Here is a 25786-nt window from a genome sequence, read left to right on the forward strand (position 1 = left end):
TATTAGATACCCATTTGACCAATGACGTTAAACTTGGTTTAATGAACATACGTTTTTTAACCTTGATTTAACGTTTTTTGTGTTTTATCAATCAATTCCATTGTAGTGGTATAAAGTGATTTCTTTTCCATTTTACTTTTTAGCCAAGCGTAAAAACTCATTACAAAGATATCTTCTTTGTTTGCACCTATCCAAGTAAAGGATGATTGTACTTTGTCTTTAAAGGCTTGGGAAGTAACTTTTTCAGGGTGTTTGTAATAATAGGTAAGTAAATTCAAATACGTTAATACACGTTCTTGGTGAATTTGTTTTAAATAGCTACTGTAATTTCTTTTAAAGCTTTGTAAGCGCGACTCCAGTAGGTTGACGTCTCCCAATTCAATGCGTAGGATGATTTCAACAAGATTCTTTTTGATGGTCCATTCCTTTCCAGCCTTTTCAGTATAGTATTTATCGGTGTGATAAAATTTTGAGAATAGCTTAGAGGCCTTTTTTAAATTTTCGTCCTGAATATAGAACATGGCCAAGCTTAGATGGATGTCTAAAACTGCTTCCAAATCCTCATGTTTTTTGGTGATGATGGTTTCCAATGTGGCTATGGCCTTAGATTTTTCGCCTTTAAAATTGAAATTTAATGCAAGCAGTAAATGGTATTTAAGAACAAAACTATTGTAGTATTTTCGACGTTGTTGTTGCATGAGTTCATGCATGGCTTCTAAGTATTCCAATGATTCGTCAAACTTCTTGTTTCTAAACAAGGTGTTCGAAATCATGTATAGGATTTCCAAATGGTAGTACAATTGATTGTTGTTGGTTTTTTTGGATTGGATTTTCTGGTAGGTTTCAATCAAAAAAGGTTCAATTTGCAAATAATCTTTAGTGACAAAAGCTGAAATACTTACAATGGCCATTAATTGGTATAGTGATTTGAAAGACAATGAATCGTCAACATCAATATCATGTTCTGATAAGGCTGTATTCAAAATGGTTTGAAAATCGACAATTTCACCTTTGTAAGTCATATTGCTTAAGGTTTGTCTTACCTTGGCATATACCATATTCAATTCCTCTTCTAGTTGGTGCTGTTTTTGGTTGCTTTTGAATTTAGCTATCAAGGCGTCTATGTTTATGGTGGCATTGAGATACGCATATTGAATTTTGGTGTGGTAGATTTCGTTCAATAAGGCAAATAGCGAATGCTCTTGAGCAAGCACTTCGGCCTTATCTAAAATGGCATAACCGACTTTCGTTTGTTTTTTAATGAGAAAACTTCGAGATGTCAAGATGTATTTAATGATTTGCATATCTATTGAGTTTTCTTCTTCTAAACTCGTGTTGGCAATGAAATCAATTAAGGATTGGTAGAGTCGCTTTCGTAAGGCATGATATGCCGATTTGTTATCATTTCTATAAATGGCTTTGCAAATCGCTTTTGAATCGAGCTGGTCTTCCACCAATAGCTTGAACAATTCTATATTTTTGGTATCGTTGCGCTTGTTCTTTTTTTCCAAATACTGAATAAAACGTTGCTGTTCTTCTGAAGAAAGGCTTGAGGTAATAGTGCTTAAATCAGTCATTTAATCGTCATTATTATTTTAATTAACATCTAAAAATAATATTAAAATAGGTAAAATTATAATAATATATCGTCAGTTTTAATTTTAATTAGATTTTACCACTTTAATATTCTAAAGCACTTTTGTATCGTAATCATTAAAACTATGTATTATGAATTATCAAACCACAGTTTCCTTAAAGGAAGAAGACAAAAAACAGAAAAAAGAAACCAAGGTGTACGATCAAAAACCGACTCCAGCTTTTATTGGAGCCTCTTGGTCAGCCTTGTTCATTGGAATGATTTCTTACTGTATTGGTCTATGGAATGCCAATATGATGCTTAACGAAAAAGGATATTATTTTACCATTCTGCTCTTCGGATTGTTTTCTGTAATCTCTGTTCAAAAATCGGTAAGAGACCGACTCGAAGGTCTTCAGGTGACCGATATTTACTACAGTATTAGTTGGTTTACATCTGTAACAGCTATTTTACTTTTGGTGATCGGACTTTGGAATGCCAATTTGGAATTGAGTGAGAAAGGATTTTATGGCATGTCATTTACACTAAGTCTGTTTGCCGCAATTGCGGTTCAAAAAAATACGCGAGATCTAGCTTATATCAATAATAAATGTAAAGCTGAAGACGACCAAGACTAGTATTTGTTTGAGATACTGATGGCTTGAAGCAAGTGCATAACTTTTTTATAGTACTTGCTTTATGTCTTCTCATAATTCTTAACTTTTATCATTAAAATATCTTTATTATGAATTCACGGCTTATTAAGGAATTGCCAGAATTGGTAGCAAATAATGTGATTTCACATGATGTGGCTGCTAAGATTGAAGACTACTACAGTACTAAGCAAACAGAGACTCCTAATAGATTGTTTGCCATTTTTGGGGTTTTAGGATCGCTTTTGGTAGGCTTGGGTATCATATTGATTTTAGCCCATAACTGGGATCATTTTAACCGCATGACCAAAACCATTTTGGCTTTCATTCCTCTATTGATTGGTCAAGTTATTGTTGGTTTTTCCATCTTAAAAGAGAAAAGCCAGGCTTGGAAGGAAGCCTCAGGAACTTTTTTGTTTTTTGCAGTTGGTTCTAGTATTGCATTGGTGAGTCAGATTTACAATATTCCAGGTAATCTAAGTACTTATATCTTAACATGGATTGCCATTTGTTTACCTGTTATGTATTTGCTGAAATCCAATATGTTGGCCATTTTGCATTTGGTCTTTTCAACGTATTATGCTTTCGAAGTTGGTTATGGCCATTTTAGTATAGACGAAACACCTTGGCTGTACTTGTTATTGATAGCATTGGCTTTACCACATTATTTAGAGTTACTTAAGCATAAGGCTAGCCATAACATAACCTCGATTTTCAATTGGTTGTACCCTTTGAGTTTTACGATTGTGCTTGGCGCTTTTGTAAATGACTTATCTGAACTAGGGTTTTTAATGTATTTGTTACTCTTTAGTTTGTTTTACAATATTGGAAAGCTACCATATTTTGATGACCAGAAACTTCGTAGGAATGGCTATCTCATCTTTGGGTCGCTAGGAATTATCATTTTGATGCTCATCATGAGTTTTGACGATTTCTGGTTTGTTGAGCAATTGTTGTTCAATGCTCAGGAAAGTTATGTGTCTTTTGTTTTGGCAATCGCCAATGTCATGCTTTTGATTTGGTCTTACAATCGTCAATGGATTAAGTCTTTCAATTTGTTTCAATATGTATTCATTGTGTTTTTAATCATGTATCTGTTTCAACTCAACTTACCTACGATTGGGACACTCATTGTTAATGTATTGATTTTCGTTTTAGGACTTACAACAGTTAAAATCGGCGTGGATAAGTTCCATTTCGGAATTTTGAATTACGGACTTTGTATTGTGACAGCTCTCGTAATCTGTCGATTTTTTGATACCAACATCAGTTTTGTGGTTCGTGGATTGTTGTTTGTTGGAGTGGGAGTTGGGTTTTTCTTAACCAACTATATCATGCTTCAGAAACAAAAACGAAATAAAGAACAATTAAAATAAGTCATTATGAAAACCAAACATATATTCATTCTTTTTGTCATAGTCGCTCTGGTTCAGATTGGAATTCCAGCGCAAATGATATGGAACCGAGAGTCAATTCTCGATACTGGAAAAGCCTTCAAGTTTAAAACCCAACCTGTAGATCCTTCAGATCCTTTTAAGGGAAAATATATATACCTCAATTATGAGATGAATAGTTTTCCATCAAGTCAAGAAACATGGAAACGAGGTGAGGATATCTATGTGTCGATTTCCGAAGATAGTCTTGGTTTTGCAAAAGCTATTGCGATTACTAAAAAGGCACCAAAGCAACAAGCGTATGTGAAGGCAACTGTAGATTGGAGTGTCAATAATAAAAAGGAAATTCGTTTTTCGTTACCATTTACTGAGTTTTATATGGAAGAGAATAAGGCTTACGATGCCGAAATAGCCCATCGAAATGCGCAACGGGATTCACTGCCAAATAATACATATGCCTTGGTGTATGTAAAGGAAGGTGAGGCGGTTTTGGCAAACGTATTCATAAACGATATTCCTATTGCCGAATTTGTTGAGCAATAATTAAAATTTGGCTAACTTTGGGTCAATCTGAAACTTTCGCTAAGGCGATATAAAATCAAAAATTTAAACATGAAAAATACGGTACTAATTGCATTGTTGGCAATTTTTGTAATCTCTTGTAAAGATGAAGGAAAGAAAGATGTCGAGGTTGCTGAAGACACAAATGAAATGACTTCTATGGAAAAAAACCTTAGTAAATATGTAAGTTTTAAACTTACCACAGATGTTAGCAAGTTGACAGAAAAGGAACGTGAAATGATTCCACTTTTGATTCAAGCTGCAGATATGATGAACGATTTGTTCTGGTATGAGGCTTATGGTGATAAAGAAGCTTTGTTGAACTCTATTTCTGATGAGGATACCAAAACATTTGTAAAAATCAATTATGGTCCATGGGATCGACTTGATGGTAACGCACCTTTTGTTGAAGGTGTTGGTGAAAAACCAGCTGGCGCAAATTTCTATCCTACAGATATGACGAAAGAAGAATTTGAAGCTGCAGATATCGAAAACAAATCAAGTATCTACAATTTCGTTCGTCGTGATGAGAATGGTAAGTTGTATTCCATTCCTTATCACAAACAATTTAAAGCTGAAGTAGAAAAAGTTTCAGATTTACTTAAACAAGCCTCAGAGCTGGCAGAAGATGAAGGATTGAAAACGTATTTAGAATTAAGATCCCAAGCGCTTCTAGATGATAATTACCAACCTAGTGATTTGGCTTGGATGGATATGAAGACCAATACTTTGGATATTGTTATTGGTCCAATCGAAACCTATGAAGACCAATTGTTTGGAAACAAAGCAGCTCATGAAGGATATGTTTTGGTTAAAGATCAAGAATGGAGTCAGCGCTTGGCAAAGTTTAGCGCTTACTTACCAGAACTGCAAGAAGGCTTACCTGTTGATGCAGCCTATAAAAAAGAAACGCCTGGAACCGACAGTGATTTAAATGCTTACGATGTTGTGTATTATGCTGGCGATTGTAACTCTGGTAGTAAAACCATAGCGATCAACTTACCAAATGATGAGGAAGTGCAATTGCAAAAAGGAACCCGTCGTTTACAGCTTAAAAATGCAATGCGTGCTAAATTTGACAAAATTTTAGTGCCAATTTCAGAAAAGTTGATTGATGAAAGTCAGCGCCAACATATCACATTCGATGCGTTTTTTGCCAATACCATGTTTCATGAAGTAGCTCATGGTTTAGGAATCAAAAATACGATTAATGATAAAGGAACCGTTCGAACTGCGCTTAAAGAACATGCCAGTGCTCTTGAGGAAGGTAAGGCTGATATTTTAGGTTTATATATGATTCAGCAATTGCATTCTAAAGGCGAATTGGATGAAGATCTTAAAAATAATATGGTAACCTTTATGGCTGGTATCTTTAGATCAGTACGTTTTGGAGCGTCTTCAGCACATGGAAAAGCCAATATGATCCGATTTAATTTCTTCAAGGAAAAAGGAGCATTCTCAAGAAATGAAGATGGGACTTACAAAGTCAATTTTGATAAGATGGAAACTGCGATGGAAGACTTATCAAATTTAATACTAACACTTCAGGGTAATGGAGATTACGATGGTGTGGCTAAATTGGTACAAGAGAAAGGATTGATTTCTTCCGAATTGCAAGCTGACCTAGACCGATTAAGTGAAGCTAACATTCCTGTAGATGTGATTTTTGAACAGGGTGTTGATGTTTTAGGTCTTTAAATTATAGACAAACATACATCATAAAGAACCTTTCTTGTTCGTAATGAGCGGGAAAGGTTTTTTGTTAGGATAAAATGCGTTTTCTGAATTTATCTTTAGCGTCATCATCATCACCAAAAAGCCATTGTATGACGTTGTCTTCCCACATGGCTTCACGTTCTGTTTCGCTAATGATGTTTCGTTCAATGGCTAGATCCAAGATTTTTCCAGGATAGGAGCTTTGTTTCATGTTCTCCATTTCACCTAAGGGATAAGGATCGTCCAATCCCATAAGGACTTGTTTTGAGCCTTGATTTTTGATTAGTAAGTCCAAACTTCCAGTATCATGAACCAAGGTGTCAAAGAAGATATTTTTATGACCAACAGCTTTTCTCGGATGTGTTTTGCCTTCGAACAAATCAGGTCTGCCATCAAATCCTTGAATACGACGACCTAAATTAATTTGCGCTAATTGTCCACCATGCGCAAAACAGATACGCATATTTGGATAGCGATCATAATACCCATTCAAGGTCAAAAAGTGATAGGCATCAGCACATTGTGCCAACATCCAAATCAAATGGAAACGCCAAGAAGTGTTTTCAAGTTTAATGAATTTTTCTCCATCATAAGGGTGAATTTCAACAGCGAGATTGTATTTGTTGGCCAGTTCAAAAATAGGCTCGTTCTCTTCATCAAAAATACAACGCCAAGTCCCAATCGTGTCCATGTAATGCGTTGGTAAACACAATAGTTGCATGCCCAATTCTTCAACACAACGTTCAATTTCCCAGCAAGCACCTCTTACAAATCCTGGATGAACCACAAATCCACAGGTAAACTTACTCGGATTTTCTTTCTGTATTCTTGCATTGAAATCATTTTGAAAACGCAAGGCTTGTTTCATTTCTTCTAAACGTAAGCCATTACCATACAATTGGGACAGGTTCAAAACCACAGCATGGTCAATTTTGAAATGTTCCATCCAAGCCAACTTTTCATTTAAAAAGAAACTCGAATCTGTGATAGGACGATTCCAATCCTTTTGAAGCATGAATTTCCGGTCTTTATCCACCCAGAAAATGCCCTTGTCTTTCATGAACTCAGGAATTTCCTCAGGATAAGGAAGTAAGTGGGAATGCCCATTAATTCTCAACTTGCGTTTTTCCATAAGAAAGAGGTTAGTTTAGATTTACGCTTAATCTTCGAGTAAAGCTTTTTTTGGAGGCAGCATAATCTCACCACAATTAGGACAAGTGCGCTTCAGTTCATCACCATAGTATTTGTCAAAAATACCAGGCATATCGGTTTCAATATTGTCTAAGGTAAAATCTTCCTCGTATAATTTGGTAGTGCAATTTTCACAAAACCAAAGTAGGGCATCCTTAACGCCTTCATCACGCGGATATTCAATGACCAATCCAACAGTATTGGCACCACGTTGAGGTGAATGTGGCACTTTTGGAGGCAATAAGAAGATCTCGCCTTCCTTGATGTGAATATCCTTAGGTGTTCCATTGTCAATGACTTTAAGAACAATATCGCCTTCAATTTGATAGAAAAATTCAGGCGTTTCGTTGTAATGATAATCTTTTCTACTATTTGGGCCACCAACAACCATAACGATGAAGTCACCATCTTTCCAAACCACTTTATTACCTACTGGTGGCTTTAAAAGATGTCTGTTTTCTTCAATCCAGGCTTTAAAATTAATAGGAGGAAATAATCTGCTCATCATGTTGTGTTTTTGGGCGTTTCGCTCTTTAGCTAAAGCCAAAGACCGTCAGGCTTTCGGTAGTCGCTCTTTGCTAGGAGCTCCAACAATACCTCAATCCTTAACGCAAATTCATCAATTCAATAAAATTAAGAATAAAAAATCGAATTTGTAAGCTTAAAGTGACTTAGTTCTTCCACCATCAACAGGTAAATTAATCCCATTGATATAACTGGCACGTTCACTGGCTAAAAAGGTAATGGCATCAGCCAATTCCTCGGGTTTCGCAAAACGTTTAGCAGGCACAATGCTTTTCATGGCATCGGCAGCTTCGGTTTCGGTTTTTCCAGTTTTAACCGACTTGTTTTTTATGATTTCCGATAGGCGATCAGTGCCAGTAGCTCCAGGTAATACATTATTGACTGTTATGCCAAATGGTCCTAATTCATTAGCCAAGGTCTTGCTCCAATTGGCAACAGCACCGCGAATGGTATTGCTCACACCTAAACCATCCAAAGGTTGTTTTACCGAAGTGGAAATCACATTGATAATACGCCCAAATTCTTCGCTTTTCATAAACGGAACAACTGCCTGAGCGAGTACATGATTACATTTTAAATGTTGTGTAAAGGCACTTTCAAATTCAGAAAGTTCAGCTTCAAAAACGGGTCCGCCTTTGGGTCCACCAGTATTATTGACCAAAATGTGAAAGCCATGATGGTTTTTGATATAATTGTTGACCTTATCTTTTAGGGCTTCCGGGTTAGAGAAATCCGCAACAATGTAATCGTGGGCTCTATGCTGTGGTAATTCCGATAAGACCGCTTTCAGTTTGTCTTCGTTTCTAGCGATAAGCGTCACAATTGTGCCTTCTTGAGCTAAAGCTATGGCTGTTGCTTTTCCAATTCCTGCTGTGCTTCCGCAAACTAAAGCATATTTGTTGTTGAGTTGTAAATCCATGTTTATTTTCCACTTGTATGGGAATCTTTTTAAGGTTGTTAATTATTTTTTCTATGAACCATCACAATTGACGGTTGTCAGGTCGAGCGCAGTCGAGACCTCATTTAGTTGTCAGGTTTGTATTTGTAATGTGTTGCATTTCTACATTCAGATAGTATTTGCAATATATTGTACTTGCCTTCAGCTAAAGCAATCTTCTTTTTTGCACTCCATTTTTTAATTTTTTTTCAAAAAGTATAGCTTGTTCAATATCGTTAAACTCTTGGTGAAATATTAATTCCACAGGTCTTCTTTTATAAGTAAAGCAATTTTTGTTTAATCCTTTTTGATGTTCTTCAAACCGTTTTGAAACATTATTCGTGACACCAGTATAAGTTAAGTCATCAGAACATTTTAATATATAAACAAAATACGTTTTCATAATTTACCTCTCGACTGCGCTCGAGGTGACATTTTGATTAATTTACAAATTCATGTAGGTCGATCTTTCCTTTAGAGTGCAGTCGAGAAGCGTGACCTTAGTTTTTTTAATATTTAATACATACATTTTTAGGTTCGGTAAAAAATCGGAGTGCTTCAAAGCCACCTTCCCGTCCAACGCCTGACGCTTTAACACCTCCAAACGGTGTTCGTAAATCACGCATCATCCAAGTATTGACCCAAACAATACCTGCTTGTAATTGCTGACTCATGTGCATGGTGCGTTTTAAATTGTTGGTCCATAAGGTTGCTGATAGGCCATACTTTACTTTATTAGCCATCAGCAATACGTCATCTTCAGTATCAAAAGGCATCATGGTGACTACTGGTCCGAAGATTTCCTCTTGATTGACACGGCATTCATCTGTGCTGACTTCAATGACTGTAGGTTCCAGATAATAGCCGTTTTCATATCCTTCAACTACAACCTCATTGCCACCACATAAAACCGTTCCGCTTTCCTCTTTAGCGATGTTGATATAATCTTTTACTTTTTCAAGATGCGGTTTGGAAACCAAAGCACCAATATTGGTATGAGCTTCTGAAGGATGTCCAACGTTAAGCTGCTTTACTTTTGCTACAAAATCTACTTTAAATTGTTCATAAATTGTGCGCTCCACAAAAATCCGACTTCCACAAAGGCAAATCTGACCTTGATTGGCAAAAGACGAACGAACCGTTGTATTGAGCATATCCTCATAATCACAATCGGCAAAAATGATGTTTGGGTTTTTTCCACCGAGTTCCAAAGATAATTTTTTAAACATTGGTGCTGCGGTTTTGGCAATATGTGCGCCAGTTGCTGTTCCTCCTGTAAAACTTATGGCTTTAATATCTGGATGCTCAATAATAGCTTGTCCTGTTGAAACTCCCAAACCATGAACAATATTTAAAACACCTTTTGGCAATCCTGCTTCATTACAAATATCTCCAAGAAGATAAGCTGTTACAGGTGTGACTTCACTAGGTTTGGCAACAACGCAATTTCCAGCCGCAAGTGCAGGCGCGATTTTCCATGTGAATAGGTAGAGTGGAAGGTTCCAAGGAGAAATGCACCCCACGACACCAATCGGTTGACGTAAAGTGTAATTTATGGCTTGCTGACCTACACTTTCATGGCTTTCACTGGAAAATTGCGTGATGGCATTTCCAAAGAAACGAAAGTTACTTGCTGCTCTTGGAATATCGACACTTTTAGCCAAGCTAACAGGCTTCCCGTTATCCTTGCTTTCGGCTTCGGCAAAACGTTGTAGGTTATCTTCGAGTAATTCTGAAATTTTAATGAGTATCCGACTGCGTTCTTCCAAAGAGGTTTGTGACCATTGTTTAAAGGCTGATTTGGCACTTTGATAGGCTTGTTCTACATCTTTAGATGATGAATTTGGGATTTGTCCATACACTTCACCATTGGCTGGATTAAAATTGTCGAGCCATTGATCATCTATCGGGTTTTGAAAGTTGCCGTTAATGTAATTCTGAATGTTCATCATTGTTTTTTATAAGCCATAACCTTTATTTCTATAACCAAATCAGGATGTGGTAATTGATGTACCGCAACAGTTGTTCGTGTTGGCCCAGTTTCTTTATCAAAAAACTCTGCATACGCTTTGTTGTAATCAGCAAAATCGTTCATATTGACTAAAAAGGACGTGACGTCAACAACATCTTTCAGGCTTGATCCAACCGATTGCAGGTTTTTGTCAATATTTTTTAAAACCTCCTGTGTTTGTGTGTATGCGTTGAGACGTTTTGTTCCCATTTCATCAATAATGTCAACACCAGCTATGGAATTGTCTGGTCGTCTAGAACTTGTGCCAGAAACGAAGATAAAATCACCAACTTGTTTTATATGAGGATAAGCACCTCTTGGAGTTACGGTTTTGTTGCTCATAATTAATTTTATAATCCAGCTATTCTGTCGTCTTCAAGAATAGCTTCGGTTTGTGTTTTTACTTTATTTAGAATGTCTTCCAAAATAGCTTTGTCTTCAAGATTTTTGGTAGTTATCAAGCCATCAGCTAACATATTTAAAATAGCCTTGTCTTGGGCACGACCTCTAAGCATAGCTTGTCTGTAGCCAATATGTTCATTGAAGGTCACCAAGCTGTATTTTGAAGAATAGTCTTTTGGAAACTCTTTTTCTAGAGCCATTTCAATCTTACGCTTCTCCTTAAAAATCGGATTGGCAACATGGTCTCGCATTTCGTAAAAATTATCAATAGCCAAATCGGCAATAGCATCCGTATCTTTCTTTCTTGATTTTTCGTATTCAGCAAAAATACGTTCCCAATCGCCTTCATAGGCATCCAAAAACGTATCGAACTCAACCACATCTTCAAACGAGGCATTCATACCTTGTCCGTAAAACGGAACGATAGCATGAGCCGAATCTCCCATGAGTAGTGTGTTGCCTTTATAATGCCAAGGCGAACATTTTACAGTTCCCAAAGGTGCTGTTGGATTATCAAAGAAGTCATCGACTAGATTTGGCATCAAGGCTAAGGCATCAGGAAATTCTTTTTTAAAGAAAGCAGTCACCATTTCTGGCGTGGTCAAATTATTAAAGTTGTATGCACCTTGATCATAAGCTAGAAATAAGGTGACCGTAAAACTACCATCCAAATTTGGTAAGGCAATGAGCATGAATTCTCCTCTAGGCCAAATATGCAAGGCATTCTTATAGGTTTTGTATCCACCATCTTCTGTTGGGAGAATCGCTAATTCCTTATAACCATGTGTGAGGTAATCTTGCGAAAAACTAAATAGGAATTTTTTCTCTAGATAGTAACTTTTTCTTAGAGCTGAACCTGCGCCATCGGTTGCAATGATAACATCGGCATCTTCTACAAACTCTTTTTTGGTTTCGTAATCCTTAAATCGTGCTGTAGTTTTTTCAAAGTCAACTGATACACATTTTTTGTTGAAATGAATTTTTACATTGTCATGGGCTTCAGCTTCATCTAAAAGCAAAGCGTTGAGTCCGCCTCTGGAGATTGAATTGATGTATTCATGGTCGCGACCACTGTAATTGGACAAAAACGTGTTGCCTTCCTCATCGTGGATCATTCTACCATTCATCGGAATACAAAGTGCTTTGACTTTATCTTCAATACCAACAAGTTTCATTCCTTTGTTACCACGATCGGAAAATGCCAAGTTGATGGAGCGACCTGCAGAAATATCTGTTGTTCGTAAATCTGGTCGCATTTCGTAAACAGTTACATTATAACCACGTTGACCTAATCTTAAAGCGAGAAGACTTCCGCAAAGACCAGCGCCAATTATAAGAATGTTTTGTTGTTTCATTTAGTTTAAAATAGTTTTTAAGCGATTCACAAATTGAAAGACATCCATATAGGAATTATAAAGAGGAACGGGAGCGCATCTAATCACGTCAGGTTCTCTCCAATCGGTTATGATTCCTGCTTCAAAAAGTTTGGTATGTAAGGATTTGTCTGCATTTTTCACTTGAATGGATAGCTGACAACCACGCTGTTCAGGATCTTTTGGTGTAATGATTTTAATATGGTCATTGTTGAGCTCATTCAATAAAAACTCAAAATAGCCTGTCAGTTGCTTTGATTTTTTGCAAAGGTTGTCAAAGCCAGCAGTTTTAAAAACATCTAAGGATGCTCTTATAGCAGCCATCGAAAGGATAGGCGGATTGCTCAATTGCCAACCTTCAGCGCCAGGAAGTTGATCAAACTCATCACGCATTTTGAAACGGGTTTCTTTGTTGTGTGACCACCAACCTGTAAAGCGGTTCAAGTCTTTTCGATGGGCATGACGTTCATGTACAAAAGCTCCTGAAAGGCTTCCGGGACCAGAATTCAAATATTTATACGTACACCAAACGGCAAAATCAGCTCCAGAATCATGTAGGTTTAATTGTACATTTCCTGCGCCATGTGCACAGTCGAAACCTACAGTGCAACCATAGGAATGACCTAACTCTGTAATGCGCTTTAAATCGAAAAACTGACCTGTGTAATAGTTGACGCCACCAATCATAATCAGGGCAATTTCATCTCCTTGTTCTTTGAGTATGGCTTCTAAATCTTCATAGTTGGCAAGTTCTTCGCCATCACGAGCTTTCCATAGAATGAGTCCTTCCTTATCATCAAAACCATGATGTCGTAATTGGGATTCTACAGCGTATTTATCACTTGGAAAGGCATCAGCTTCAATCAAGATTTTATAGCGCTTTGCTGTAGGTTGATAAAAACTAACCATCATAAAATGAAGGTTGGCTGTTAATGAGTTCATCACCACAACTTCAAGTGGTTTGGCACCAACAATCTCTGCCATGGTATTGGTTAGAAATTCGTGATAATGTAGCCAAGGATGACGCCCTTCTGTATGCCCTTCAACGCCTAATGTTGCCCAGTCCTCAAGTTCTTCATCTATATATTCCTTTGTGATTTTAGGTTGCAATCCTAAGGAATTTCCAGTCATATAAATCAATTCATTTCCTTGATTGTCTTTAGGAATGTGGAACTGTGAACGAAAGTGTTTTAATGGATCATTTTGATCGAGCTGCTGAGCAAAATCAAGACCAGATGTATAGTTAGGCAAGGTTATTTTGTTTTGATGATACCTAACAAAAATAAGAATATTTGATGGAGAATGTGGCAGTATAGACAGTCAAATTTCAGGAAAATACATTTTGAATTTTAGTATCTTTATTGAAAACCAAACATTATGGGAAAGACAAAAGAGTATACTAACGATGAAGTGACAATAGTATGGAAACCCGAAATCTGTATTCATTCTGGAATCTGTGTAAAAGGGTTGGGTGAAGTTTTCAAGCCTAAGGAGAAACCATGGATTAAAATTGATGCAGCATCTACTGAAGCATTGATTAAACAGGTTAAGGCATGTCCATCAGGAGCCTTGAGTTATTATATGAATGATGAGAACGACAAAACTTCTGAGCTATTGGAAACCAAAGTGGAAGTGCTGGAAAACGGTCCTCTTTTGGTTTATGGCACTTTAAAAGTTACTCATAAAGACGGAAAGGAAGAAACAAAAAATAAGACCACTGCCTTTTGTAGGTGTGGTGTTTCGAAAAACAAACCGTATTGTGACGGAAGTCATGTTGATGCTGAGTTTTCAGGTTAGTGACATAATTAAAAAGCGTCTCTACATTGGAGTGTAGACACGCTTTAAATTTATATAGACGCGCTTAGCGGAATTGTCTTTATAATATATACGGCATAATTATAATCTTGGATGTTTTCTTCACAGTTAATTAACGTTTATATTGGTAAACCGCAAATTGAAATCACTTTCCTCCATTTTGTGTTCTTGGGCTAAGCGTAAGCCGCCAAAATTTTTATAGTTTTCAAAGGTTGTGCTCATGGTAGGTTCTTGAGAATTCCCTTGTCTAAAAACCCATTCTCTAATTATAAAATTGTCGTCATAAAAAATATCATAGGCATCGCCAGGAGTATAACCACCTTCACTGCCATAAGTGAGCGTGATTTTATTGAGTTCCGATTTTGAAATTGGAGCAGTTTCTGTTTTAGGTTCGGAAATCGTTGTGCCTTCATCCCATACCAACTGAAACGGAATCAATAACCAAAATTTATCGTTAATGAATGCTTGGTCTGCGTTTGGAGGGACACTATCCATTTGACTTCTGTTGTATTTGACATACTGTTCGCCAGCCTGCATAATAACGCTGTCTTTTTTTGGAAACCATGTCCATGCTCTACCATTTCCTTGTTGTCCGTTGCGATCGACTTGAAATGTAAACTCAATGCGATTGACATTGTTCCAATGCTCAAGACCATGTGCTTTGGCAATCTTTTCTGCAACAGACAGTTGTGTGGTTTGAACAGAAATAGGCTTACGTTCTTTTTTTTCAGAATTACAAGAACTTACACAGATGAATAGTGTAAAAAGGATGGTTAAATGTTTGATCATGTTTAATGGTTTTCTTTAAGGACTTCAGGCATTTTCGCCTTGAAACGATTTAATCTTGGAATGGATACATTTCTTATGTAGCCGTCATTTGGATGCAATCGCTCATAATTTTGATGGTAATCTTCAGCAACCCAAAATTTTTGAAATGGATACACTTCAGCAGCAATTTCCGCATTGAGCTTTTTGGCTAAAGCAGCTTTTTTTTGTTCTATGATATTCTTTTGGGCTTCATTTTGATAAAAAATGATGGAACGATACTGTGATCCATTATCTGGACCTTGACCATTGACCTGTGTTGGATTTTGAGAAGCGAAATACACGTCCACTAAAGTGGCAAAACTAACGACGTTCGGGTCATAAATAACTTCAACAGCTTCAGCATGACCTGTAAGTCCGGTATTGCTTAATTTATAAGTTGGGTTATCTGTATGGCCTCCAGAATAACCACTAATGGCTTCTTCGACGCCTTTCACACTTTCATAAACAGCTTCGACACACCAAAAGCAGCCACTTGCAAAATAGGCTTTGGCTTTGCCATTCTCCATTGGAACTTCAACGGGATCAGCATTAATAACTTGTTGTTGGGCTTTGTTGTTTTGTGCCGAATTTTGGCAACTAAAGCAGACGATAATTGCTAAGGTAGTAAGTAATGATTTCATAAAGTTTTCTTTTTCAATAGGTCGAGAAAAGATAAGAATACTTAAAAAGAATTTTCTAAAAGTTTTATTAAATATGGACTGAAGCCTAATGAAAACAAAAAAGCCTCTTCAATTTTGAAGAGGCTTTTATTAAATGTTGGATGTTATTTATAGTTTTGAAAATAACTTATCCATTTTCTCTTTTTCTTCTTCAGCTAATTCTGCATCCACTAAGATTCTTCCACTGTGTTCGTCAGTGATCACTTTTTTGCGAGAAGCAATCTCAACTTGAATTTGTGGTGGAATGGTGAAGAATGAACCTCCTGAAGCACCTCTTTCAATAGGCACAACTGCCAAACCATTCTTGACATTATTTCTGATACGCAAATAGGCCTTAACCAAACGCTCGTCTAATTTCTTTTGGAAATCATCTGACTTTTTCAATAAAGCGTCCTCTTCTTTTTGTGTTTCAGCTAAAATTTCATCTAATTCACCTCTTTTATGCTTTAAATGTGACTGACGGTCTTTTAGTTTGTCTTTAGTTTCAGAAATGACTTCTTTCTTTTGTTCAATCTGTACTTTAAATTCCTTGATGTGTTTTTCAGCTAATTGGATTTCCAATTCTTGAAACTCAATTTCTTTTGTCAAAGAATTGTACTCTCTGTTATTTCTAACATTTTTTTGCTGCTCAGTATATTTTTTGATCAAAGCTTTAGCTTCTTCAATAAGGTTTTTCTTCCCTTTAATTTGATCGTCAATAAGCTCTAAACTGGTGTTTAATTTGTCAAGTCTGGTATTTAAACCTTCTACTTCATCTTCTAAATCTTGAACCTCTAAAGGTAATTCACCTCTAAGATTTCTAATTTCATCTACTCTTGAATCGATTAATTGTAAATCGTATAACGCTCTTAATCTCTCTTCAACAGACGCTTCAGCTTTTTTTGCCATAATTATGAATACTTTACCGGATTTGTATTTGTCGTTGATAAAACGACTGCAAAATTAGTAATTTTTTTTGACAGATAGTCCACTAAAAAGTTTTTTGTGAATTGCTCGCTTTCATAGTGTCCGATATCCGCTAAAATGATTTGACCTTCAGCCGAAAAAAAATCATGGTATTTTAAGTCGGAAGTCACAAATATATCTGCTCCTGAAGCCTTTGCAGCGCCAATGGCAAAACTTCCAGAACCTCCTAAAACTGCGATGGTTTTGACTTGGGTTTTGGTTATTTCTGAATGTCTTATGCATGATACATTCATGGTAGTTTTTAAGAATTTCAGAAAATCGTTGCTGTTTTGTGGTACTTCCAACTCACCAACCATTCCCATACCAATGGTTTGATTGTAATTATCAAGAGTAGCGACTTCAAAAGCCACTTCTTCATAAGGATGCGCTTTAAAGAGTGCATTGAGTACTTTATTTTCAACATGTGTGTTGAAGGTCACCGAAACCTGAGTTTCTGGTTCACTATGAAGTTTGCCTTTTTCTCCAAGCGTCGGATTGGAGTTTTCGTTTCCTTTGTAGGTTCCAATCCCTTCAGAATTGAAACTACAGTTGTCATAGTTGCCAATATTTCCTGCTCCAGCTTGAAATAAAGCCTTTCTCAACGTTTCAGTATTTTCGTTAGGAACATAAGTGGTCAATTTTTTTATGGTTCCCTTCTTTGGAAGTAAAATACGTTTGCTTTTGAGTCCTATGGTATTACAGATGATATCATTTACACCGAGTAGCGCATTATCTAAAGCCGTATGGATAGCAAAAATGGCTATGTCATTTTTGATGGCTTTCAAAACGGTTCGTTCCACATAGGTTTTTCCCGTTAGTTTTTTCAAGCCTTTAAAAATAATAGGATGGAAGCTTACGATGAGGTTGCAATTTTTTTCAATGGCTTCGTCAACAACAGATTCTAAGGTGTCCAATGTCACCAAGATACCAGATACATTCGAATTCTTATCGCCAACCAGAAGTCCGACATTGTCAAAATCTTCAGCATATTCCAAAGGCGCTAAAGCTTCTAGGTGTTTGATAACATCATTTACAATCATAATCGTGAATTTGTTTTCCAAATATAAAATTTTATAGTCACTTGATATGTTTATCTTAGCAATTGATTTGTCATTTATGAAGCTACTGCGATACGTATTGTTTCCTTTTGTGCCATTGTATTATTTGATAACATGGTTGCGTAATAGATTATATGATTTGGGCTGGAAAACTTCAGAGTCTTACAATATTCCAGTTATATGTGTTGGAAACTTGAGTGTAGGTGGCACAGGAAAAACACCAACGGTAGAGTATTTGGTTCAGTTATTAAAAACTGATTATAAAGTAGCAATCTTAAGTCGTGGTTATAAGCGCAACACAAAGGGATTTGTGATGGCTGATGAAAATGCTTCAGCCTCTTCGATTGGAGATGAACCTTTTCAGTATTATCGAAAATTTAAAGATGTCACCATCGCTGTTGATGCCAACAGGAGAAATGGCATTGCAAAACTCATCGCTGAAGTAAAACCAGATGTCATTATTTTGGATGATGCCTTTCAACATAGAAAAGTAAAGGCAAAATTAAATGTGCTGTTAACAGCTTATGACAATCTGTATTGCAATGACATGGTACTTCCAACGGGAAATCTTAGAGAACCCAAATCAGGAGCAAAGCGAGCTCATTTAATTATGGTCACAAAATGTCCGGATGCTATAAGTGAAAAGGAAAAAAATCAAATTATAAAGCAGCTCAGGCCATTGGAGGGCCAAGAGGTATTTTTTAGCTCTATAGCATATTCTGATGTTGTTTTTGGTGTGTCTAAAACAAAAGACATTGAAGAATTAAAGAAAACGCCATTTACATTGGTCACAGGCATTGCAAATCCAAAACCTTTACTCAGGTATTTAAAGAATTTAGGATTACAGTTTGATCATTTGCAATTTAAAGACCATCATGAATTTTCAGATTCAGATATCAAAAATCTAAAATCGAAATCTATGATCGTTACGACCGAGAAAGACTATGTGCGTTTAGTAGGTAACTTTGAAGATGACAGCAAATTATATTATTTGCCTATTCAATTTAAAGTCGATAGGGCAAAGCAATTTGAAGATCAAATCAAATCGTTTTTGTAAGTGTAAATTTTATACCGAAGGCGTTGTTTTTTCGTTTTCAGAAAGCACTTCATAAAGTTTCTTTTCGAAATCTTCTTGCTTGAATGGTTTTGAAATGATATCGTCAAAACCAGCTTCGTCAAACTCGTGCATTTTGTCTTCCAACGTTACGGCTGTCAATGCAAAAATTGTCAGTTCTTTATCAAAAGTTCTGATAATTTTAGTAGCTTCAAGTCCGCTAATTCCTGGCATGTGGATGTCCATAAGAACGACATCATACGAATTTTCACGAACCTTTTCTACTGCTGCCTCACCATTGTCTACGATTTCACACTCCAAGCCCATCTTATTCAAGATTTTCTTGGTAATCATTTGGTTGATCTTATTATCCTCGACAATTAAGATCTTAATGTTGCTAATATCCAATTTGCTAATGTTTTTAGAGTAATCCTCTTTTACAATTTTAACTTCTTCTGGAGCGTAGGTTAATGGGATTTCAAAAAAGAACGTAGTTCCTTTGCCGAGTTCACTTTTTACGTAGATTTTTCCTTTTAAAATGTCAATAAGACCTTTTACAATGGAGAGACCGAGACCAGTTCCGCCATATTTTCTATTGATTTGGATCGAGCCTTGGGAGAAGCTCTCAAACATGTTTTCTTGTTTTTCTTTTGAGATACCAATACCATTGTCTTCAATTTCAAATCGAACCATATGGTCATTGCCATTTTGTGAGATACCATAAACTCTTACCCAAATGTCACCATCCTTGGTAAACTTGATGGAATTACCAATCAAGTTGATTAATATCTGGGAGATTTTAAGATTGTCGCCAATAAAATTATGAGGTAACTCTTTTTGATAGTCAAAGTGCATCTGAACGTTATTGTCCAATGCTGAATTGTTAAGGGCTGAAACAACATTTTCAACCTTCATCTTTAAGTTGAAGAGAACAGGATCTAATTCTACTTTATTCGCTTCAATTTTATTGATCTGAAGAATATCATTAATAAAGGTTAACAGATAATCGCCAGAAAATTTTAAAGATTTTAGGTGCGGAATCTGATGTTCTTTAGGGTTTTCATCTAACAACATGTTGGTCAATCCAGTGACAGCATACAAAGGAGTTCTCAGCTCATGGGTAACTGTAGATAAAAAGTTGGCTTTGGTTTTAGATGCCTGTTCAGCTTTACGCATGGCTTCAACGAGATCTTCATTTTTTTCATGAAGCATGTTGTTGGATTTCAAACGAATGTTATTGTTCTTATATAACGCTAAGGTTAATAACGATAGAATGGTAATTAAGGCAATACTTAATATGGTGGTGATTTTTGCTAAACTACTTTCAGATTCTTGTTCTTCAATAATCGTTTTCAGCTTTTCATAATCAGCTTCATTGTAAGCATTGATATACTCCACCCGTTTTTCAGGAATTAGGTTCTCACGTTTGATATTCAAAATTGAATCTGAGAGTTTTACATGCTTTGCCAAATATTCATGAGCCAATTTGTAATCGGACTTGTTTTCATAAATGTTGCTCAAAGTCAAGTAAGCTTCGTTGGTGTTTTCTATAAATCCGTTATTATTGGCTATGTCTAGTCCTTCTTGAGTCATTTCAATAGCCAACTGATCATTTCCTAACTGATCGCTAGTCTTTCCATTATAGATTAAAGCATTGGATAGAATATTGGTTTGATCATATTTTTTTGAAAGAACAATAGTTTGTTCCAATAAAGCTTTGGCTGTTTTATATTCACCTAGCTCATAGTTCACCTTTGCTTCGTTTAAAGTAACTTCTGGAATGTAACGTTCAAGTCCCTCTTCTTCAAATTTTGTTTTTGCAGAGTTGAAATAATCTAAAGCAGTTTGATACTCTTTTTTACTTGCATGCAATAAACCTCTGATGCTGTATGTTTTGGCTAGGTTGCCATAGTCATTGATTTCACGCTGTATTTCTGCAGCTTTAGTCAGTGAAACTAAGGCGTTTTCTAATTCGTTAACGGTATACTGAAGCTTTGCGATTTTGGTGTAGATTTCACCTTCACTTTCTCTATTGTTGATTTTAACAGCTATCTCAAGAGCTTTCTCTAGATTGTCTTTGCTGTTGAAATAATCACCTCTTTCGTTGTCAAAGTCAGATTGCGTAATGAGGTTTTCAATACGCATTTTTAAGACGTCAACATCTTCTTCTAAACTGTCCTGTGCAAAAACAGTTGAAGATAAAGTGATTAAAACGGCTAGTATATAATACTTAATTTGGGACATATTTTGTCACTTTATATTGGACAAATATAATTATTTATTCGATAAACGTAACGATTTTATCGATAAATTGCAAATTAAATCTAAAATTCTTGAACTGTAGCCTGTTTCATTATCATACCAACCCACTATTTTTACCATGTTTCCTATAACTGAAGTCATTTGCGAATCAAATATGCAAGAATGTGTGTTTCCTACAATATCGATAGAAACAATCGGGTCTTCGGTATATTGAAGTATGCCTTTTAAGTAGGTTTCCGAGGCGGTTTTGAAAGCTTGGTTAATCTCCTTTATACTGACTTCTTTCTTCACATTAAATGTAATATCAGTTAAAGAACCATTTGCAACAGGAACACGAATGCCACAACCACCAATCACATCTGAAAGATCAGGGAATATTTTTGTCAAGGCTTTTGCAGCACCTGTTGTTGTAGGTACTATGGATTGTCCTGCAGCTCTAGCTCTTCGCAAATCTTTATGTGGTTGGTCATGTAGACTTTGATCTGTTGTATACGAATGGACGGTTGTAATGTAGGCTTGTTTGATACCACATAATTGGTGGATGACAGACATCATAGGTGCAGCATTGTTAGTGGTACAGGAAGCATTGGAAATGATGGTTTCATCGCCAACAATATCTTTATCATTAACACCAAGAACTACAGTTTTGATATCATCTTCAATAGGTGGAACTGATAAGATAACTTGATTGGCACCATTACTGAGATGGAATTCTAAATCTTTTTTCGTTTTGAATTTTCCAGTAGATTCAATTACAATATTCACATCAAAAGGTTTCCAATCAATCGATTTGGGATGATTGTCATTCAAAAGAGGAATGGAAATATCGTCAACAATGATCTGTTCTTCTGAATAAGAAATAACATGAGATGAAACACCGTGGATACTATCGTACTTTAATAAATGACTCAAAGTTCTAGCATCAGCCAAATCGTTTATAGCAACCACTTGCATGTCATTGCGCTCAAGAATTAGTCTGAAGACACGTCTGCCAATCCGACCAAATCCATTAATGGCAACCCTTATCATTAATTGATGTGTTTTTGAGCTTTATACGAAGATCTCACCAAAGCACTACTTTCAACATGTCTAAATCCTAAATCTAGGCCTATAGCTTCATATTCATTGAATTGTTCAGGTGTAATGAAGGCTTTAACTGGTAGATGTTTTTTACTTGGTTGTAAATATTGACCAATGGTGACCACATCAACATCATTGTCTTTTAAATCATGAAGGGTAGCAATAACTTCCTCTCGAGTTTCTCCTAAACCTAACATGATTCCCGATTTGGTTCGTCTTTGTCCTTGCTCTTTCAAATACTTAAGAACCTGCATGCTTCTATCGTATTTGGCTTGAATGCGAACTTCTCTGGTCAAGCGACGAACTGTTTCTATGTTGTGGGAAACAACTTCAGGAGCAACCTCGATAATACGGTCAATATGTTTTTCAATTCCTTGAAAATCTGGAATTAAGGTCTCAAGAGTGGTCTCAGGATTCATTCTACGAACCGCTTTGACGGTCTCACTCCACATGATGCTTCCCATGTCTTTTAGGTCATCTCTATCGACGCTAGTTAATACTGCATGCTTGATTCCCATGATTTTGATGGAACGTGCCACCTTTTCTGGCTCATCCCAGTCAACGGTTTCTGGTCTTCCAGTTTTAACGCCACAAAAACCACAAGAACGTGTGCAAATATTTCCTAAAATCATAAATGTAGCAGTTCCTTCTCCCCAACATTCACCCATATTCGGACAACTACCAGAGGTACAAATGGTATTCAATTTGTATTTATCAACCAAGCCACGTAATTCAGTGTATTTTTTACCAGTTGGTAACTTAACACGAAGCCACTTTGGTTTTGGTTGACGTTCAGTAGTAGATTTTATTGCAGTATCTGTATTCATTCCATAACTATTTCGCTAGCAAAGATACGAAGTATTCTTTAATCAAGACTTAATATACGAGATACCAAATACTGAAAGCAATCAAGAAAATAATGCCTAAAACACTCAGTATATGCAATCCTTTTGAAGGACGCCATTCCCGAGGTGTATGCTTACTTGAAATAAGAATGTAATTTATTATGGCATAAAAAGGTGCCGTTAAAAAGGAAAGAATCGTTGCTATTTGAATTAGAAATCCCATTTCAGAAGCAAAGCAAAAAAAGATGATACTACTGCCAATTGTTAATAATAAAATCCAAAACAAATAGGCGTTTTTAATAGGCTTTTTTAAAAGTAATTCACTTGTTTTTGCCATAGCTCTTGGTGAGGCATCCAAAGTGGTTAATGTGGTGCTGAACATGGTCGTAAATGCGGCAATGCCAATAAAGACATAAGCCCATGGACCAAGGCTTTTGGTGTACATACTAAGTAACTGATTTGCAAAAAGCGAAGCAGAACCACTAAAGGTTTCATTGCTATGGAACATGACCAAAGCTCCTAAGCCCATAAATGCCAGACCTAAAACAATAGCACCAAAAAATCCTACATTAAAATCAAATAAAGCTGTCTTGGGTGAAAAGGTGTTTACGGTTTTTTGTTTTTCAATAGCCCATAGTGAATGCCAAATGGAAATATCCAAAGGTGCAGGCATCCATCCCATAAAGGCAATCAAAAATGTAATTTCAACCGAATTTTTTGGTAAAACTTGTATTAAGGAAAGAGTTGGGGAATCATTAAAAAATGCAAATCCAACTGCAGCAATGGTGCTTATGGTTAATGTAATAATGATAAACTTCATTAGTCTGTCCAAAAAGTTATACTTACCAATCAATAATAAAGCTAAGCAAACCAATAGCACGATGACTGTCCAAATTTCAATGCTTACAAAATCGCCAAAAAGGCAAGATGCCAAACCAGCACTCACAATGGTGACAGCTGTTTGAATGGTAAACATTGTCGCGAAAGTGAGTAAAAAATAGACTATTAAAACCCCTTTGCCTAGTTTTTGGTAGCCTTCAAGTAAAGATTCTCCAGTGGCTGTGGCATATCGCGGTCCGAATTGAAAGAAAGGATATTTAAAGAGATTGACTAGTATTAAAGCCCAAATCAAACCCAATCCAAAATCGGCACCAGCTCTTGTAGATTGTACCAAATGCGATACGCCAATTGCTGCTCCAGCAAACAAGAGTCCTGGCCCTAATGTTTTTAGAGAGACTTTCACGTTTTTAAGTTTCCTTAATGATTTCTGATAACAGTTTTTTTGCTCTTAGAAGTTTTACTTTAACATTATTGATGGGCTCATCAAGTTTTTCTGAAATCTCCTTGTAAGTCATTTCTTGAAAATACCGCAAATTGATCACTTCTTGATAATGAGGTTTGAGTTTCTTGATGTCGCGAAGGAGCTTATCGAGATTCTGCTTTTTAATCAATTTGTCTTCTGGTGAAGGTGACTCGTCAATGACACTGTAATATTCGCTGTCTTCATCAGTAGGAGAGGAATGGCTAATGGTAGATTTCTGTTTCCGCAATAAATCGATATGAATGTTTTTGGAAATGGTGATCAGCCATGTACTAAATTCATATTTGTCGTTGTAGGAATGAATTTTGTCAAAAGCTTTGGAAAATGTCTGAATGGTAATGTCTTCAGCATCATTTTCATTTTGAGTGCGTTTCAACTGAAACCCATAAACCATATTCCAGTAGGTGTCTAGCAAAAAGTTGAATGCTATCTGATCATTTTCCTTGGCGTTTTCAATGGCTTCTCTTACTTCCAATATTGTGGTTTTGAAATGGTATTTTTTATAAAGATAAAGAATTGAAAGGCAATTAAAACAATTTCAATGATTGGGCTCAAAAACGGAAGATCTTTTTCATCTAGTTTTTTTGAAGCGATAAAAAAGGTTATAAGTTGAATAACAAAACGTAAAACGACTAGAGCCACTACTATCTTCCATTTAAAAACAGTTGAGAGCAAAACGATTGCAAGTAACCAAAATAAAAATTGTGATATGTAGAAAATGCCTAAAGTATACTTGTCTTTAGTTTTGTAGTATTTAGCGGTACTGATATGTCGTCGCTTTTGGGCTACCCAATCCTTAAAAGTCGTTTTCGGATTGGATTCTGTGAAACTCTCTTTGGAAATACATATAGCCGTATTTGAAGTGTTAGCAGCCTGATTGATAAATAAATCGTCATCGCCAGATTTGACATTCATGTGGCTCATAAAACCATTGGCTTCAAAAAACAATTCTTTTCTATAAGCAAGGTTTCTTCCAACAGCCATATAAGGATTTCCGAGTTTTGCCAATGAAACGTATTGAATTGCGGTCAAAAAAGTTTCGAAACGGATAAGAGCGTTCAAAAAAGAGCCTTTAATTTTTTTGTAGGATCCATAACCCAAAACAATAGATTTGCTATTGCTGAAATGTGCACTCATTTCAGAAATCCAATACTTTGAAAGTGGTCTGCAATCGCCATCAGTAAAAAGTAAGAAGTCATGACTGGCTGCTTTTATGCCAAGGGTTAAGGCATATTTTTTATTTCCCCAGAACGTTTCGATGGGTTTAACGTTGACAATTTTAATGTGGTCGAACTTTTCTTTGAATGATTCCATTACTGTTAAGGTGTCATCCTTAGAGCCATCATTAATGAGTACAATTTCAAAGTTGGGATACGCTTGGGATATAATAGAAGGGAGAAATAGCTTCAAGTTCTCAGCTTCGTTTTTTGCACAAATCAAAACTGAAATGGCTATTTTTTTGGGTTTAGGATTTGTATTGTAAGATTTAGTAAACCCTATTAAAAATGTACTGTAGAAAACAACTTGAATGCTAACAATGACAATGAATGCATAGAAAACAAGTTCCAATATCATTTAAT

The 25786-nt window shown here is 36.2% G+C and carries 24 protein-coding genes and 1 pseudogene; 6 read left to right on the forward strand and 19 right to left on the reverse strand.

What is annotated here, in order from left to right:
• Window positions 1-56: 56 nt before the first annotated feature.
• On the reverse strand, window positions 57-1577 hold the full coding sequence (locus AB9K26_RS04535) for a hypothetical protein (protein WP_369971354.1): 1521 nt from the start codon (window positions 1575-1577) through the stop codon (window positions 57-59).
• A gap of 151 nt (window positions 1578-1728) precedes the next feature.
• On the opposite strand from AB9K26_RS04535, the gene yiaA reads away from it, so the two are divergent.
• The 4 genes from yiaA to AB9K26_RS04555 all read left to right on the forward strand — a co-directional run bounded on the left by yiaA (window position 1729) and on the right by AB9K26_RS04555 (window position 5882).
• Window positions 1729-2214, forward strand: a complete 486-nt coding sequence (gene yiaA / locus AB9K26_RS04540) for an inner membrane protein YiaA (RefSeq protein WP_369971355.1) — start codon at window positions 1729-1731, stop codon at window positions 2212-2214.
• Between the two features lie 107 nt (window positions 2215-2321).
• A complete protein-coding gene (locus AB9K26_RS04545) occupies window positions 2322-3605 on the forward strand; it encodes a DUF2157 domain-containing protein (protein WP_369971356.1) in 1284 nt (427 codons plus the stop codon).
• Window positions 3606-3611: 6 nt separating this feature from the next.
• Window positions 3612-4166, forward strand: coding sequence for a GDYXXLXY domain-containing protein (locus tag AB9K26_RS04550; RefSeq protein WP_369971357.1), 555 nt, complete (start codon window positions 3612-3614; stop codon window positions 4164-4166).
• Between the two features lie 69 nt (window positions 4167-4235).
• Window positions 4236-5882 carry a Zn-dependent hydrolase gene (locus tag AB9K26_RS04555; protein WP_369971358.1) on the forward strand — a complete coding sequence of 549 codons (1647 nt, stop codon included), beginning with the start codon at window positions 4236-4238 and terminating at the stop codon, window positions 5880-5882.
• Window positions 5883-5946: 64 nt separating this feature from the next.
• Here the strand turns inward: AB9K26_RS04555 and AB9K26_RS04560 are convergent, their stop codons facing one another.
• The 8 genes and pseudogenes from AB9K26_RS04560 to kynU form a co-directional block, all read right to left on the reverse strand.
• Window positions 5947-7032 carry an amidohydrolase family protein gene (locus AB9K26_RS04560; RefSeq protein ID WP_369971359.1) on the reverse strand — a complete coding sequence of 362 codons (1086 nt, stop codon included), beginning with the start codon at window positions 7030-7032 and terminating at the stop codon, window positions 5947-5949.
• Between the two features lie 27 nt (window positions 7033-7059).
• Window positions 7060-7596: a 3-hydroxyanthranilate 3,4-dioxygenase gene (locus AB9K26_RS04565; RefSeq protein WP_369971360.1), complete on the reverse strand. Its 537-nt coding sequence runs from the start codon at window positions 7594-7596 to the stop codon at window positions 7060-7062.
• A gap of 156 nt (window positions 7597-7752) precedes the next feature.
• Window positions 7753-8535, reverse strand: coding sequence for an SDR family oxidoreductase (locus AB9K26_RS04570; protein WP_369971361.1), 783 nt, complete (start codon window positions 8533-8535; stop codon window positions 7753-7755).
• Window positions 8536-8639: 104 nt separating this feature from the next.
• Window positions 8640-8956 (reverse strand): annotated as a pseudogene (locus AB9K26_RS04575) (GIY-YIG nuclease family protein).
• Window positions 8957-9062: 106 nt separating this feature from the next.
• A complete protein-coding gene (locus AB9K26_RS04580; protein WP_369971540.1) occupies window positions 9063-10502 on the reverse strand; it encodes an aldehyde dehydrogenase in 1440 nt (479 codons plus the stop codon).
• On the reverse strand, window positions 10502-10906 hold the full coding sequence (locus AB9K26_RS04585) for a RidA family protein (protein WP_369971362.1): 405 nt from the start codon (window positions 10904-10906) through the stop codon (window positions 10502-10504). Before AB9K26_RS04585 ends, AB9K26_RS04580 begins: the two co-directional genes overlap by 1 nt.
• Window positions 10907-10914: 8 nt before the next feature.
• Window positions 10915-12321 (reverse strand): FAD-dependent oxidoreductase, encoded by a 1407-nt coding sequence (locus AB9K26_RS04590; protein WP_369971363.1) that lies wholly within the window; start codon window positions 12319-12321, stop codon window positions 10915-10917.
• Window positions 12322-13590, reverse strand: a complete 1269-nt coding sequence (gene kynU, locus AB9K26_RS04595) for a kynureninase (RefSeq protein ID WP_369971364.1) — start codon at window positions 13588-13590, stop codon at window positions 12322-12324.
• A 126-nt stretch (window positions 13591-13716) separates the two neighbouring features.
• On the opposite strand from kynU, the gene AB9K26_RS04600 reads away from it, so the two are divergent.
• On the forward strand, window positions 13717-14136 hold the full coding sequence (locus AB9K26_RS04600) for a (4Fe-4S)-binding protein (RefSeq protein ID WP_369971365.1): 420 nt from the start codon (window positions 13717-13719) through the stop codon (window positions 14134-14136).
• Window positions 14137-14262: 126 nt separating this feature from the next.
• Here the strand turns inward: AB9K26_RS04600 and AB9K26_RS04605 are convergent, their stop codons facing one another.
• From AB9K26_RS04605 to AB9K26_RS04620, 4 genes are all read right to left on the reverse strand, one after another.
• The gene (locus tag AB9K26_RS04605; RefSeq protein WP_369971366.1) at window positions 14263-14943 is read right to left on the reverse strand and encodes a hypothetical protein; all 681 of its coding nucleotides are present in this window, start codon (window positions 14941-14943) and stop codon (window positions 14263-14265) included.
• Window positions 14944-14945: 2 nt separating this feature from the next.
• Entirely contained in the window at window positions 14946-15602 is a 657-nt protein-coding gene (gene msrA, locus AB9K26_RS04610; RefSeq protein ID WP_369971367.1) for a peptide-methionine (S)-S-oxide reductase MsrA, read from the reverse strand.
• Between the two features lie 147 nt (window positions 15603-15749).
• Complete coding sequence (locus tag AB9K26_RS04615; RefSeq protein ID WP_369971368.1) at window positions 15750-16529, reverse strand: zinc ribbon domain-containing protein; 780 nt, start codon at window positions 16527-16529, stop codon at window positions 15750-15752.
• 2 nt (window positions 16530-16531) lie between these two features.
• Window positions 16532-17626 (reverse strand): Nif3-like dinuclear metal center hexameric protein, encoded by a 1095-nt coding sequence (locus AB9K26_RS04620; protein ID WP_369971541.1) that lies wholly within the window; start codon window positions 17624-17626, stop codon window positions 16532-16534.
• Window positions 17627-17672: 46 nt separating this feature from the next.
• Here AB9K26_RS04620 and lpxK point away from each other — a divergent pair, with 46 nt between their 5' ends.
• Window positions 17673-18701, forward strand: a complete 1029-nt coding sequence (gene lpxK / locus AB9K26_RS04625) for a tetraacyldisaccharide 4'-kinase (RefSeq protein ID WP_369971369.1) — start codon at window positions 17673-17675, stop codon at window positions 18699-18701.
• Between the two features lie 9 nt (window positions 18702-18710).
• Here the strand turns inward: lpxK and AB9K26_RS04630 are convergent, their stop codons facing one another.
• From AB9K26_RS04630 to AB9K26_RS04655, 6 genes are read right to left on the reverse strand one after another with little or no spacing between them, the layout of a single operon-like run.
• Window positions 18711-20942, reverse strand: a complete 2232-nt coding sequence (locus AB9K26_RS04630) for an ATP-binding protein (RefSeq protein ID WP_369971370.1) — start codon at window positions 20940-20942, stop codon at window positions 18711-18713.
• Window positions 20943-20972: 30 nt separating this feature from the next.
• On the reverse strand, window positions 20973-21989 hold the full coding sequence (gap, locus tag AB9K26_RS04635) for a type I glyceraldehyde-3-phosphate dehydrogenase (protein WP_369971371.1): 1017 nt from the start codon (window positions 21987-21989) through the stop codon (window positions 20973-20975).
• A complete protein-coding gene (gene lipA, locus AB9K26_RS04640) occupies window positions 21989-22867 on the reverse strand; it encodes a lipoyl synthase (RefSeq protein WP_369971372.1) in 879 nt (292 codons plus the stop codon). The genes gap and lipA overlap by 1 nt, the downstream gene beginning before the upstream one ends.
• Window positions 22868-22916: 49 nt before the next feature.
• Window positions 22917-24128, reverse strand: a complete 1212-nt coding sequence (locus AB9K26_RS04645) for an Nramp family divalent metal transporter (RefSeq protein ID WP_369971373.1) — start codon at window positions 24126-24128, stop codon at window positions 22917-22919.
• A 4-nt stretch (window positions 24129-24132) separates the two neighbouring features.
• Window positions 24133-24681, reverse strand: coding sequence for an RNA polymerase sigma factor (locus AB9K26_RS04650; protein ID WP_369971374.1), 549 nt, complete (start codon window positions 24679-24681; stop codon window positions 24133-24135).
• The gene (locus tag AB9K26_RS04655; RefSeq protein WP_369971375.1) at window positions 24672-25781 is read right to left on the reverse strand and encodes a glycosyltransferase; all 1110 of its coding nucleotides are present in this window, start codon (window positions 25779-25781) and stop codon (window positions 24672-24674) included. Before AB9K26_RS04655 ends, AB9K26_RS04650 begins: the two co-directional genes overlap by 10 nt.
• Between the last annotated feature and the right edge of the window lie 5 nt (window positions 25782-25786).

The organism is Psychroserpens sp. XS_ASV72 (assembly GCF_041224425.1).
In the GTDB taxonomy this organism is placed as follows: domain Bacteria; phylum Bacteroidota; class Bacteroidia; order Flavobacteriales; family Flavobacteriaceae; genus Psychroserpens.

Bases quoted from the DNA above. Each gene is read 5' to 3' on its own strand.
- AB9K26_RS04535 (WP_369971354.1), bottom strand. From the start codon at position 1,577: ATGACTGATTTAAGCACTATTACCTCAAGCCTTTCTTCAGAAGAACAG.
- yiaA (WP_369971355.1), top strand. From the start codon at position 1,729: ATGAATTATCAAACCACAGTTTCCTTAAAGGAAGAAGACAAAAAACAG.
- AB9K26_RS04545 (WP_369971356.1), top strand. From the start codon at position 2,322: ATGAATTCACGGCTTATTAAGGAATTGCCAGAATTGGTAGCAAATAAT.
- AB9K26_RS04550 (WP_369971357.1), top strand. From the start codon at position 3,612: ATGAAAACCAAACATATATTCATTCTTTTTGTCATAGTCGCTCTGGTT.
- AB9K26_RS04555 (WP_369971358.1), top strand. From the start codon at position 4,236: ATGAAAAATACGGTACTAATTGCATTGTTGGCAATTTTTGTAATCTCT.
- AB9K26_RS04560 (WP_369971359.1), bottom strand. From the start codon at position 7,032: ATGGAAAAACGCAAGTTGAGAATTAATGGGCATTCCCACTTACTTCCT.
- AB9K26_RS04565 (WP_369971360.1), bottom strand. From the start codon at position 7,596: ATGAGCAGATTATTTCCTCCTATTAATTTTAAAGCCTGGATTGAAGAA.
- AB9K26_RS04570 (WP_369971361.1), bottom strand. From the start codon at position 8,535: ATGGATTTACAACTCAACAACAAATATGCTTTAGTTTGCGGAAGCACA.
- AB9K26_RS04580 (WP_369971540.1), bottom strand. From the start codon at position 10,502: ATGAACATTCAGAATTACATTAACGGCAACTTTCAAAACCCGATAGAT.
- AB9K26_RS04585 (WP_369971362.1), bottom strand. From the start codon at position 10,906: ATGAGCAACAAAACCGTAACTCCAAGAGGTGCTTATCCTCATATAAAA.
- AB9K26_RS04590 (WP_369971363.1), bottom strand. From the start codon at position 12,321: ATGAAACAACAAAACATTCTTATAATTGGCGCTGGTCTTTGCGGAAGT.
- AB9K26_RS04600 (WP_369971365.1), top strand. From the start codon at position 13,717: ATGGGAAAGACAAAAGAGTATACTAACGATGAAGTGACAATAGTATGG.
- AB9K26_RS04605 (WP_369971366.1), bottom strand. From the start codon at position 14,943: ATGATCAAACATTTAACCATCCTTTTTACACTATTCATCTGTGTAAGT.
- msrA (WP_369971367.1), bottom strand. From the start codon at position 15,602: ATGAAATCATTACTTACTACCTTAGCAATTATCGTCTGCTTTAGTTGC.
- AB9K26_RS04615 (WP_369971368.1), bottom strand. From the start codon at position 16,529: ATGGCAAAAAAAGCTGAAGCGTCTGTTGAAGAGAGATTAAGAGCGTTA.
- AB9K26_RS04620 (WP_369971541.1), bottom strand. From the start codon at position 17,626: ATGATTGTAAATGATGTTATCAAACACCTAGAAGCTTTAGCGCCTTTG.
- lpxK (WP_369971369.1), top strand. From the start codon at position 17,673: ATGTTTATCTTAGCAATTGATTTGTCATTTATGAAGCTACTGCGATAC.
- AB9K26_RS04630 (WP_369971370.1), bottom strand. From the start codon at position 20,942: ATGTCCCAAATTAAGTATTATATACTAGCCGTTTTAATCACTTTATCT.
- gap (WP_369971371.1), bottom strand. From the start codon at position 21,989: ATGATAAGGGTTGCCATTAATGGATTTGGTCGGATTGGCAGACGTGTC.
- lipA (WP_369971372.1), bottom strand. From the start codon at position 22,867: ATGAATACAGATACTGCAATAAAATCTACTACTGAACGTCAACCAAAA.
- AB9K26_RS04655 (WP_369971375.1), bottom strand. From the start codon at position 25,781: ATGATATTGGAACTTGTTTTCTATGCATTCATTGTCATTGTTAGCATT.